Raw genomic sequence first — 9,545 nt, 5'->3', positions numbered from 1 at the left:
GGCCTTGAGCAATGCCCTGGCTTCGTCGTCCGTCTTCGCAGTCGTACAAACGATGACGTCCATGCCCCAGATCTGATCAACCTTGTCGTAGTTGATCTCCGGGAACACGATGTGTTCCTTGATGCCCATGGCGTAGTTGCCACGGCCATCGAAGCTCTTCGGATTCAGTCCGCGAAAGTCGCGGACGCGCGGCAGTGCGATGTTCACGAGACGGTCGAGGAACTCATACATCCGTTCCTTGCGCAACGTGACCTTGGCGCCGATCGGCATCTTCTCGCGGACCTTGAAGCCGGCGATCGAGTTGCGGGCGCGGGTGACGACGGCCTTCTGGCCGGCAATCATCGCCAGGTCTTCGGCCGCGATCGAAGGCTTCTTCGAATCGGCGGTCGCTTCGCCGACGCCCATGTTCAGCACGATCTTGTCGATGCGCGGAACCTGCATCTCGTTGTCGTAGCCGAACTGTTCCTGCAGCGCCTTGCGGATGGTCTCGTTGTAGACCTGCTTGAGGCGCGGCGTGTTCTGAGCCTTGGACTGTTTGCTTTCAGCCTTGGGCTTCGTGGTTTGAGCCTTAGCCATTGATGACTTCTCCCGAGCGCTTGGCGACGCGCACCTTCTTGCCGTCCTTCTGGAAGATGAAGCCGACGCGGGTCGGCTTGCCATCCTTGGGGTCGGCCAGCGCGATGTTCGACAGCTGGATCGGCGCTTCCTTGGTGATGATCCCGCCCTCTTGGGACTGGGACTGCTTCTGGTGACGGCGGATCATGTTGACGCCGCGCACCAGCGCGGTGTCTTCCTTCGGCTGTACCGAGAGGACTTCGCCCGAACGGCCCTTGTCCTTGCCGGCCAGCACGACGACCTTGTCGCCTTTTCTAATCTTTTGCATTGGTCCGGCTCCTTACAGCACTTCAGGCGCGAGCGAGATGATCTTCATGTGGTTCTTGGCGCGGAGTTCGCGCGGAACCGGTCCGAAGATACGCGTGCCGATCGGCTCTTTCTTGTTGTCGACGAGAACGGCCGCGTTCTTGTCGAAACGGATCACGCTGCCGTCCGGGCGGCGAATGTCCTTGGCCGTGCGAACCACGACCGCCTTCATCACATCGCCCTTCTTCACGCGGCCGCGCGGAATGGCTTCCTTGATCGACACCACGATGATGTCGCCCACGGAAGCGTATTTCCGCTTCGAGCCGCCCAGCACCTTGATGCACATGACACGACGGGCGCCGGAATTATCCGCGACGTCGAGGTTTGTTTGCATCTGAATCATGACTGGCCGCCTTCTTCTCTTCTAACGGGATGGGCTCAAAGCCCCTCCCCGGTCTGTCCAAAATTCGTTGTTTACGCCCGAGGTCAGGCTTGGTCCGAAGACACGACGATCCAGCGCTTGTCCTTGGAAATCGGCTTCGATTCCTGGATGAACACCTGATCGCCAACCTTGTGGGCGTTGTTCTCGTCGTGCGCCTTGTACTTCTTGGTCATGCGCACGGTCTTCTTCATCACGGGATGCGTGAAGCGCCGTTCGACCTTGACGACAACCGTCTTCTCGTTCTTGTCGCTGACGACGGTGCCCTGCAGAATGCGCTTTGGCATGGTTTTCGTCCTTAAGCCTTCTTAGCCGCGGACTTTTCCGCAGCGATGGTCTTGATACGCGCAATGTCCTTACGAACCTGTCTCACGCGCGCGGTCTTCTCGAGCTGGCCGGTGGCCTTCTGGAAGCGCAGGTTGAACTGCTCCTTCTTCAGGCTGGCCAGGTCGTCGGTCAGCTGGTCCTGGGTCTTGGTCCGGATGTCTTCGGCTTTCATGATCAGCCCGTCCTTATTCTGCGATGCGCTGCACGAAGCGCGTCTTGACCGAGAGCTTGGCCGCGCCGAGACGCAGTGCCTCACGGGCGGTTTCTTCATTGACGCCGTCGATCTCGAACATGATGCGGCCTGGCTTGACGCGCGCCGCCCAGTAATCGACCGCGCCCTTGCCCTTACCCATGCGGACTTCGGTCGGCTTCGAAGTGACCGGCACGTCCGGGAAAATACGGATCCAGACGCGACCAGCGCGCTTCATTTCACGGGTGATCGCGCGGCGGGCCGCCTCGATCTCACGTGCGGTGACGCGGTTCGGCTCAAGCGCCTTCAGCCCGAAACCACCGAAATCCAGGTTGGTGCCGCCCTTTGCGGTACCATGGATACGGCCCTTGAACTGCTTGCGGAACTTTGTGCGCTTTGGCTGCAGCATCGTTCTAACTCCAAATTCCTAAATGTCTCAGGCGTTTTCGCGACGACGACCGCGTTCGCGATCACCACCACCGCCATGCGCTGCATCGCTTTCGCTGGCCCGACGCTCCGAAGCCATCGGGTCATGCTCAAGGATCTCGCCCTTGAACACCCAGACCTTGACGCCGCAGATGCCATAAGCCGTGTGCGCTTCGGCCGTACCGTAGTCGACGTCCGCACGCAGCGTATGCAGCGGCACGCGGCCTTCGCGATACCATTCCATGCGCGCGATCTCGGCGCCGCCGAGGCGGCCGGCGCAGTTGATGCGGATGCCTTCGGCACCGAGGCGCATCGCCGACTGAACGGCACGCTTCATGGCGCGGCGGAACGCGATACGACGCTCGAGCTGCTGGGCGATCGACTGGGCGACCAGGGTCGCGTCGATCTCCGGCTTGCGCACTTCAACGATGTTGAGGTGCGTCTCGGACTTCGTCATCTCCATCAGCTTCTTGCGAAGCTTCTCGATGTCGGCGCCCTTCTTGCCGATGATCAGACCCGGGCGCGCGGCATGGATGGTGACGCGGCACTTCTTGTGCGGACGCTCGATCACGACCTTCGAGATGGCAGCCTGCTTGAGCTCCTTCTCGAGATACTTGCGGATCTTGATGTCCTCATGCAGCAGCTTGCCGTACTCGCCGGTGTTCGCGAACCAGCGCGAATCCCAGGTGCGGTTGATGCCGAGGCGAAGACCGATCGGATTGACTTTCTGGCCCATTATGCGGCCTCCCCTTTTTCTTCGACTTCACGAACGACGATCGTGAGGTGCGAGAACGGCTTCTCGATACGGCTGGCGCGACCGCGGCCACGGGCATGGAACCGCTTCATGACGATCGACTTGCCGACATAGGCTTCCGCCACGATCAGTGCATCGACATCCAGGTCGTGGTTGTTTTCCGCGTTGGCGATTGCCGATTCCAGCGTCTTCTTGACCGTGCCGGAAATCCGCTTGGCCGAGAATTCGAGATCGGAAAGCGCTGTCGCGACCTTCTTGCCGCGGATCAGCGCGGCAACCAGGTTCAGCTTCTGCGGGCTGATACGGATCGTGCGCAATACGGCGCGCGCTTCGTTATCAGCAAGCCTGCGCGGAGCTTTGGCCTTGCCCATGATTATTTCCTCTTCGCCTTCTTATCCGCGCCGTGACCGTAATAGGTCCGGGTCGGAGCGAATTCACCGAACTTGTGACCGACCATGTCCTCGTTCACCGAGACGGGAACATGCTTCTGGCCGTTGTAGACACCGAAGGTGAAGCCGACGAACTGCGGCAGGATGGTGGAGCGACGGCTCCACATCTTGATCACCTCATTGCGACCACCTTCACGAACCTTGTCCACCTTCTTGAGAAGGTAGCCGTCAATGAAGGGGCCTTTCCAAATCGAACGAGTCACTTGGCGTTACCTCTTCTTAGCTCTTGCGCTGATGGCGCGAGCGCAGGATGAACTTGTCGGTCGCCTTGTTGGACCGCGTCTTCTTGCCCTTGGTCGGCTTGCCCCAGGGCGAAACCGGATGGCGGCCACCCGATGTGCGGCCTTCGCCGCCGCCGTGCGGATGGTCGACCGGGTTCATGGTCACGCCGCGATTGTGCGGGCGCTTGCCACGCCAGACCGTGCGACCGGCCTTGCCGTCATTGATGTTGCCGTGGTCCGGATTGGACACGGCGCCAACAGTGGCCATGCAGGAGCCGTGAACGACACGCTGCTCGCCCGAATTGAGGCGCAGGATCGCCATGCCCTGGTCACGACCGACCAGCTGACCGTAACCACCTGCCGAACGGGCGACCTGAGCGCCCTTGCCCGGCTTCAGCTCGATGTTGTGGACGATGGTGCCGACCGGCATCGAAGCCAGCGGCATCGCATTGCCCGGCTTCACGTCGACCGATTCACCGGACACGATCTTGTCGCCGGGAGCCAGACGCTGCGGAGCGATGATGTAGGACAGCTCGCCATCGTCATACTTGATCAGCGCGATGAAGGCGGTGCGGTTCGGATCGTACTCAATGCGCTCGACCGTGCCGACGACGTCGAACTTGCGGCGCTTGAAGTCGATGATGCGGTACGAACGCTTGTGACCACCGCCGATGAAGCGGGCGGTGATGCGACCGTGATTGTTGCGGCCGCCCGACTTGGTCAGGCCTTCGGTCAGACCCTTGACGGGCTTGCCCTTGTAGAGGCCCGAGCGGTCGACGATGACCAGCTGACGGGTGCTGGGCGTTACCGGGTTGAATTTTTTCAGTGCCATTGTTCTGTCCTCGCGGCCTTGCTCAGAGACCCGTCGCGACGTCGATCGACTGGCCATCGGCCAGCGTCACAACCGCCTTCTTGACGTCGCTCTGGCGGCCAACCGTGCCACGGAAGCGCTTGATCTTGCCCTTGCGGACAAGCGTGTTCACGGCCATCACCTTGACGCCGAACAGCGCTTCGACGGCGGCCTTGATTTCCGGCTTCGACGCCTTCTTGGCGACGTTGAAGACGACCTTGTTCTGCTCGGAGGCCATGGTCGACTTTTCGGTGATCGCCGGCGAGACGATCACGTCGTAATGACGAAGGTCGGTCATTTAAAACGCTCCTCGAGAGCCTCGACGGCGGCCTTCGAAAGGACCAGCGTGCCGCGGCGCAGAATGTCGTAGACGTTGATGCCCTGGATAGGCAGCACGTCGATGTTGGGGATGTTCGTCGCCGCCAGCTTGAAGTTCTTGTCAAGCTCGGCGCCGCCGATCAGCAAAGCATTGGTCAGGCCCAGCGTCGCGAAATTCGCGATCAGCGCCTTCGTCTTGGCCTCGGTCAGCTTCAGTTCGTCGATGATGATGATCGACGCGCTCTTGGCCTTGGCCGAGAGAGCATGCTTGAGGCCAAGAGCGCGAACCTTCTTCGGCAGTTCGTGCTCGTGGCTGCGAACGACCGGGCCGTGGGCCTTGCCGCCGCCGCGGAACTGCGGAGCGCGTGCCGAATGGTGACGGGCGCGGCCCGTACCCTTCTGCTTGTACATCTTGGCGCCGGTGCGCGCGATCTCGGCGCGACCCTTGGTCTTGTGCGTGCCCTGCTGCTTCTTGGCAAGCTGCCAGCGCACGACGCGCTGCAGGATGTCTTCGCGCGGATCAAGGCCGAAAATCTCGTCGGAGAGTTCCACCTTGCCGGCGTCCTTGCCGCCCAGCGTTGTGATCTTGAGATCCATTATTCCGCTCCCTCTGTGGCCGGAGCCTCGTTCTTGGCGCCACTTTCGGCAGCAACGGCGCGGATCGCGGCAGGCTTCGGCGCATTGGCCGGCAGTGCCACCTTGGCCGCATCGCGGACCAGGATCCAGGCGCCCTTCGATCCGGGAACCGCACCGCGGATCAGGATCAGGCCGCGGTCGGCGTCGGTCGACACGATCTCGACATTCTGCGTGGTGACGCGGGTGTCGCCCATGTGGCCAGCCATATGCTTGCCCTTGAACACCTTGCCCGGGTCCTGGCGCTGGCCGGTCGAACCGTGCGTACGGTGCGAAACCGAGTTACCGTGCGTTGCACGGCCACCGCCCATGTGGTGGCGCTTGATGACGCCCTGAAAGCCCTTGCCGATCGTCGTGCCCGTCACATCGACCTTCTGGCCGGCGACGAAGTGCTCGACGGTGATCTCGGCGCCGACATCGATCATGTTGTCGGCGGAGACGCGGAACTCGGCGACCTTCGCCTTCGGCTCGACGGAAGCGGTCGCGAAATGGCCGCGCATCGCCTTCGACGTGTTCTTCACCTTGGCAAGGCCAACGCCGAGCTGAACGGCGGTGTAGCCATTCTTCTCTTGCGTGCGCTGGGCCACGACCTGGCAGTTCTCCATCAGGAGAACGGTGACGGGAACATGTTCCCCGGCATCGTTATAGATGCGGGTCATTCCCACCTTCTTTGCAATCACACCTGAACGCATCGGTTCAATTCCTTTAGAGTTCCGGGCCAGGGGCACCGCCCCTTACCGCGCTCTCATTCCCTTAGAGCTTGATCTCGACGTCGACGCCGGCGGCCAGATCGAGCTTCATCAAAGCATCGACCGTCTGCGGGGTCGGATCGACGATGTCGAGCAGACGCTTGTGCGTGCGCATCTCGAACTGCTCGCGGCTCTTCTTGTCGACGTGAGGCGACCGGTTGACCGTGAACTTTTCGATCCGCGTCGGCAGCGGAATGGGGCCGCGGACGTTTGCACCGGTACGCTTGGCCGTCGACACGATTTCCTTCGTCGAGGCGTCGAGCACGCGGTGGTCAAACGCCTTAAGGCGGATGCGGATATTCTGTCCGTTCATGCGTCACTTCCTTGTTCTGGCGCGGCGCGGGCAACTCCCGCGCCCGCGACAGATCGGTTTAAGTCCAAATTACTCTTTGATGGTGACGACGATGCCGGCACCGACGGTGCGGCCGCCTTCACGGATAGCGAAGCGCAGCTTCTCTTCCATGGCGATCGGCACGATCAGCTCGACATCGACCGTGATGTTGTCGCCCGGCATCACCATCTCGGTGCCTTCCGGCAGCGACACGATGCCGGTCACGTCGGTCGTGCGGAAGTAGAACTGCGGACGGTAGTTGGTAAAGAACGGCGTGTGACGGCCTCCTTCGTCCTTGGTCAGGATGTAGGCTTCGGCCACGAACTTCTTGTGCGGCTTCACCGTGCCTGGCTTGGCCAGAACCTGGCCGCGCTCGACACCTTCACGATCAACGCCGCGCAGCAGCGCGCCGATGTTGTCGCCAGCCTGGCCCTGATCGAGCAGCTTGCGGAACATTTCCACGCCCGTGCAGGTCGTCTTGGTCGTCGGACGGATGCCGATGATTTCGAGTTCCTCGCCGACCTTGACCACGCCGCGCTCGACGCGGCCGGTCACGACCGTGCCGCGGCCCGAGATCGAGAACACGTCTTCGATCGGCATCAGGAACGGCTTGTCGAGCGGACGGACCGGCGTCGGGATGTAGGCATCGACCGCAGCCATCAGCTCGCGGATCGCGTCTTCACCGATCTTCTTGTCCGAGTCTTCGAGAGCAGCCAGAGCCGAACCCTTGACGATCGGAATGTCGTCGCCGGGGAATTCGTTCTTGGTCAGAAGCTCGCGAACCTCGAGCTCGACCAGTTCGAGCAGCTCGGCGTCGTCGACCTGGTCGACCTTGTTCAGGAACACCACGATCGACGGCACGCCGACCTGACGGGCCAGCAGGATGTGCTCGCGGGTCTGCGGCATCGGGCCGTCGGCAGCCGACACGACCAGGATCGCGCCGTCCATCTGCGCGGCGCCGGTGATCATGTTCTTCACATAGTCGGCGTGGCCGGGGCAGTCGACGTGAGCGTAGTGGCGGTTGGCCGTCTCGTATTCGACGTGAGCCGTCGAGATCGTGATGCCGCGCGCCTTCTCTTCAGGGGCAGCGTCGATCTGGTCGTAGCGCTTGTATTCGCCAAAATACTTGGTGATCGCCGCCGTCAGCGACGTCTTGCCATGGTCGACGTGGCCAATCGTGCCGATGTTCACGTGAGGCTTGTTACGCTCGAATTTACCTTTGGCCATTGTCTCTTTCCTTGGACGGCCCGGATCTTCAGTTCGGTCGAAGACCTTCAGTTCAGTCGAATGCGGGGCGATTAGCGACAAAGGCCAAAAAACACAAGCGTCTTTTGGCCGGGTGCCGTCTCACTCAGTCCGAACCATCGATCCGATTGCGGGGATGTGGCGCTGATATAGGAAGGCTCCGGGCAAAATGAAGGGGTAGCGGCCGACCGATCGAGGCCGCGAAAGCGCCGGCCTGCTTGCCCGGCCCTGTCTGAATCATGGCCAGGCCATGGACCATTGCCGCCGCCATCCGCCTCTGATCTTGTGGCCGGATGCATTTCATTCCTGCCTCTGTCCGCGGCCCGCTGTTCATGATCGTCTCGACGGGGTCGTATCTCGTCAACGATACAATGATGAAGCTCGCGACGGCGGGCCTGCCGTCTTATGAGGTGCTGTTTCTGCGGGGTGCCGCGGCGGCCCTCTGGGGCTTCCCGCTGCTGTTCGCGCTGGGCTACGGCAAGCAGATCCCGCTGATCTTCGACAAGCGCGTCCTGAGCCGGAACGTGCTCGAGCTGGCGGCGATCCTTTGCTATGTGGTCGCGCTCGCCAACATGCAGATCGCCGATTCCACCGCGCTCGGCCAGATCACGCCGCTCTTGATGCTGGTTGGCTCCTCGATCCTGTTTGGCGAGCGGATCGGCGGCCGGCGCATGGCGCTGATCGGGCTCGGCTTCGTCGGCGCGCTGATGGTGGCGCAGCCGACCATGCAAGGCATTTCGGTCTATGCCCTGCTGGCGCTCGGCAACGCAGCCCTTGCAGCGGCGCGCGACCTAGCCGGCCGGCGGGTCTCGGCCGAGGTGCCGGGGATGATCGTGGCGATTTCCGCCGTCGTGGTGGTGCTGATCGGCGCCGGCGCCGCGCATCTTGTTTCCGAGCGCTGGGTCATGCCCGGGGCGCATCACCTGCTGCTGATGGCAGGTGCTGGATTCTTCCTGATCTTCGGCCACTTCTTCATCTTCATGGCCTATCGCGTCGGACCGACCAGCGCCGTGGCGCCGTTCTACTATTGCTTCACCGTCTGGGCGGTCATTTCGGGCCTGCTGGTATTCGGGCAATTCCCCAACACATTGGCGATCTGTGGCATCCTGCTGGTCGTCGGCAGCGGGCTGACCATCGTGTCGCTGGATCAGCGCCAGCGCCGGTTGGCCGTCGTCGCCTAGCCTCGTTTCATTGCGGGAACGCCGATCTTTGTTTTCGCCGCCCCGATGCCATAGGCAAGCCACAGCCGGGCACACCGGCCTGAAGCCGGTCTTGCCTTCAGAAACTCGAAACCTCAGACGATCCGCAGGCGCCTAAAGCGTCCGCCTTGCGCTGAACTGATGGTAGGCCCACAGAACAACCACCGCCCCGATGACGGCAACGATCAGGCTGTAGATGTTGAGACCGGTGACGCCAGATGCGCCGAAGGCACTGAAGATCAGCCCACCGACAATGGCGCCGACGATGCCCAGCACGATATCCATTATGACACCCTGGCCGGTCTTGTTGACGATCTTGCTGCCTATGAAGCCGGCGACCACGCCGAGAATGATCCAGCTGATGATACCCATTTTTTCCTCTCCATCCCCTCGCCAGCCGAACATTTTCATATGATTGTCAAAACCTCAAGCCAGCTTGAAATTCCGCCCGAATGCTTCATTGTTGAGGAGGGGTCGGGCCTTGGTCGCTATGGAGGATCCACGATGGGACTTTTTGACAACGCCGTTCCCGGCGGCAGCATCACCAAACCTC

At 61.7% G+C, this 9,545-nt stretch carries 17 protein-coding genes; 1 reads left to right on the top strand and 16 read right to left on the bottom strand.

The window, feature by feature from the left end:
• The 15 genes from rplE to tuf all read right to left on the bottom strand — a co-directional run.
• Window positions 1-576, bottom strand: a 576-nt coding sequence (gene rplE / locus EN914_RS12475) for a 50S ribosomal protein L5 (RefSeq protein WP_127389098.1), incomplete at its 3' end; no start/stop codon positions are given.
• Entirely contained in the window at window positions 569-883 is a 315-nt protein-coding gene (gene rplX / locus EN914_RS12470) for a 50S ribosomal protein L24 (RefSeq protein ID WP_013531428.1), read from the bottom strand. The genes rplX and rplE, both read right to left, overlap by 8 nt.
• 12 nt (window positions 884-895) lie before the next feature.
• Window positions 896-1,264 (bottom strand): 50S ribosomal protein L14, encoded by a 369-nt coding sequence (gene rplN, locus EN914_RS12465; RefSeq protein WP_006205457.1) that lies wholly within the window; start codon window positions 1,262-1,264, stop codon window positions 896-898.
• An 83-nt stretch (window positions 1,265-1,347) separates the two neighbouring features.
• Window positions 1,348-1,587 (bottom strand): 30S ribosomal protein S17, encoded by a 240-nt coding sequence (rpsQ, locus tag EN914_RS12460; RefSeq protein WP_010909280.1) that lies wholly within the window; start codon window positions 1,585-1,587, stop codon window positions 1,348-1,350.
• An 11-nt stretch (window positions 1,588-1,598) separates the two neighbouring features.
• On the bottom strand, window positions 1,599-1,799 hold the full coding sequence (gene rpmC / locus EN914_RS12455; protein WP_006205459.1) for a 50S ribosomal protein L29: 201 nt from the start codon (window positions 1,797-1,799) through the stop codon (window positions 1,599-1,601).
• 13 nt (window positions 1,800-1,812) lie between these two features.
• Window positions 1,813-2,226 carry a 50S ribosomal protein L16 gene (gene rplP, locus EN914_RS12450; RefSeq protein ID WP_013531427.1) on the bottom strand — a complete coding sequence of 138 codons (414 nt, stop codon included), beginning with the start codon at window positions 2,224-2,226 and terminating at the stop codon, window positions 1,813-1,815.
• Window positions 2,227-2,253: 27 nt separating this feature from the next.
• On the bottom strand, window positions 2,254-2,979 hold the full coding sequence (gene rpsC, locus EN914_RS12445; RefSeq protein ID WP_013531426.1) for a 30S ribosomal protein S3: 726 nt from the start codon (window positions 2,977-2,979) through the stop codon (window positions 2,254-2,256).
• Window positions 2,979-3,368: a 50S ribosomal protein L22 gene (gene rplV, locus EN914_RS12440; protein ID WP_006205462.1), complete on the bottom strand. Its 390-nt coding sequence runs from the start codon at window positions 3,366-3,368 to the stop codon at window positions 2,979-2,981. Before rplV ends, rpsC begins: the two co-directional genes overlap by 1 nt.
• 2 nt (window positions 3,369-3,370) lie before the next feature.
• Entirely contained in the window at window positions 3,371-3,649 is a 279-nt protein-coding gene (gene rpsS, locus EN914_RS12435; RefSeq protein WP_006205463.1) for a 30S ribosomal protein S19, read from the bottom strand.
• Window positions 3,650-3,665: 16 nt separating this feature from the next.
• Window positions 3,666-4,499, bottom strand: a complete 834-nt coding sequence (gene rplB, locus EN914_RS12430; protein ID WP_024505067.1) for a 50S ribosomal protein L2 — start codon at window positions 4,497-4,499, stop codon at window positions 3,666-3,668.
• Between the two features lie 22 nt (window positions 4,500-4,521).
• Window positions 4,522-4,815, bottom strand: a complete 294-nt coding sequence (locus tag EN914_RS12425; protein WP_013531424.1) for a 50S ribosomal protein L23 — start codon at window positions 4,813-4,815, stop codon at window positions 4,522-4,524.
• Window positions 4,812-5,432, bottom strand: a complete 621-nt coding sequence (gene rplD, locus EN914_RS12420) for a 50S ribosomal protein L4 (protein WP_013531423.1) — start codon at window positions 5,430-5,432, stop codon at window positions 4,812-4,814. Before rplD ends, EN914_RS12425 begins: the two co-directional genes overlap by 4 nt.
• Window positions 5,432-6,160 carry a 50S ribosomal protein L3 gene (gene rplC / locus EN914_RS12415; RefSeq protein WP_013531422.1) on the bottom strand — a complete coding sequence of 243 codons (729 nt, stop codon included), beginning with the start codon at window positions 6,158-6,160 and terminating at the stop codon, window positions 5,432-5,434. Before rplC ends, rplD begins: the two co-directional genes overlap by 1 nt.
• Window positions 6,161-6,221: 61 nt before the next feature.
• Window positions 6,222-6,530 (bottom strand): 30S ribosomal protein S10, encoded by a 309-nt coding sequence (gene rpsJ / locus EN914_RS12410; protein ID WP_010909272.1) that lies wholly within the window; start codon window positions 6,528-6,530, stop codon window positions 6,222-6,224.
• 69 nt (window positions 6,531-6,599) lie between these two features.
• The gene (gene tuf, locus EN914_RS12405) at window positions 6,600-7,775 is read right to left on the bottom strand and encodes an elongation factor Tu (RefSeq protein ID WP_013531404.1); all 1,176 of its coding nucleotides are present in this window, start codon (window positions 7,773-7,775) and stop codon (window positions 6,600-6,602) included.
• Window positions 7,776-8,086: 311 nt separating this feature from the next.
• On the opposite strand from tuf, the gene EN914_RS12400 reads away from it, so the two are divergent.
• Window positions 8,087-8,974: a DMT family transporter gene (locus EN914_RS12400; RefSeq protein ID WP_024505803.1), complete on the top strand. Its 888-nt coding sequence runs from the start codon at window positions 8,087-8,089 to the stop codon at window positions 8,972-8,974.
• Between the two features lie 132 nt (window positions 8,975-9,106).
• Here the strand turns inward: EN914_RS12400 and EN914_RS12395 are convergent, their stop codons facing one another.
• Complete coding sequence (locus tag EN914_RS12395; RefSeq protein WP_013531402.1) at window positions 9,107-9,364, bottom strand: GlsB/YeaQ/YmgE family stress response membrane protein; 258 nt, start codon at window positions 9,362-9,364, stop codon at window positions 9,107-9,109.
• Window positions 9,365-9,545: the final 181 nt, after the last annotated feature.

It is taken from the genome of Mesorhizobium sp. M7A.F.Ca.CA.001.08.2.1 (assembly GCF_003998455.1).
Lineage (GTDB): Bacteria > Pseudomonadota > Alphaproteobacteria > Rhizobiales > Rhizobiaceae > Mesorhizobium > Mesorhizobium ciceri.
The sequence above is the reverse complement of the archived record's forward strand: the minus strand, read 5'-3'. Positions and strand labels throughout refer to the sequence as shown.

What these genes read in the sequence shown, in the direction of transcription:
- rplB (WP_024505067.1), bottom strand. Translation starts at nt 4,499, where the DNA reads ATGGCACTGAAAAAATTCAACCCGGTAACGCCCAGCACCCGTCAGCTG.
- tuf (WP_013531404.1), bottom strand. Translation starts at nt 7,775, where the DNA reads ATGGCCAAAGGTAAATTCGAGCGTAACAAGCCTCACGTGAACATCGGC.
- rpsC (WP_013531426.1), bottom strand. Translation starts at nt 2,979, where the DNA reads ATGGGCCAGAAAGTCAATCCGATCGGTCTTCGCCTCGGCATCAACCGC.
- rplD (WP_013531423.1), bottom strand. Translation starts at nt 5,432, where the DNA reads ATGGATCTCAAGATCACAACGCTGGGCGGCAAGGACGCCGGCAAGGTG.
- rpmC (WP_006205459.1), bottom strand. Translation starts at nt 1,799, where the DNA reads ATGAAAGCCGAAGACATCCGGACCAAGACCCAGGACCAGCTGACCGAC.
- rpsJ (WP_010909272.1), bottom strand. Translation starts at nt 6,530, where the DNA reads ATGAACGGACAGAATATCCGCATCCGCCTTAAGGCGTTTGACCACCGC.
- EN914_RS12395 (WP_013531402.1), bottom strand. Translation starts at nt 9,364, where the DNA reads ATGGGTATCATCAGCTGGATCATTCTCGGCGTGGTCGCCGGCTTCATA.
- rplN (WP_006205457.1), bottom strand. Translation starts at nt 1,264, where the DNA reads ATGATTCAGATGCAAACAAACCTCGACGTCGCGGATAATTCCGGCGCC.
- rplC (WP_013531422.1), bottom strand. Translation starts at nt 6,160, where the DNA reads ATGCGTTCAGGTGTGATTGCAAAGAAGGTGGGAATGACCCGCATCTAT.
- EN914_RS12400 (WP_024505803.1), top strand. Translation starts at nt 8,087, where the DNA reads ATGCATTTCATTCCTGCCTCTGTCCGCGGCCCGCTGTTCATGATCGTC.
- rplX (WP_013531428.1), bottom strand. Translation starts at nt 883, where the DNA reads ATGCAAAAGATTAGAAAAGGCGACAAGGTCGTCGTGCTGGCCGGCAAG.
- rplV (WP_006205462.1), bottom strand. Translation starts at nt 3,368, where the DNA reads ATGGGCAAGGCCAAAGCTCCGCGCAGGCTTGCTGATAACGAAGCGCGC.
- rpsQ (WP_010909280.1), bottom strand. Translation starts at nt 1,587, where the DNA reads ATGCCAAAGCGCATTCTGCAGGGCACCGTCGTCAGCGACAAGAACGAG.
- EN914_RS12425 (WP_013531424.1), bottom strand. Translation starts at nt 4,815, where the DNA reads ATGACCGACCTTCGTCATTACGACGTGATCGTCTCGCCGGCGATCACC.
- rplP (WP_013531427.1), bottom strand. Translation starts at nt 2,226, where the DNA reads ATGCTGCAGCCAAAGCGCACAAAGTTCCGCAAGCAGTTCAAGGGCCGT.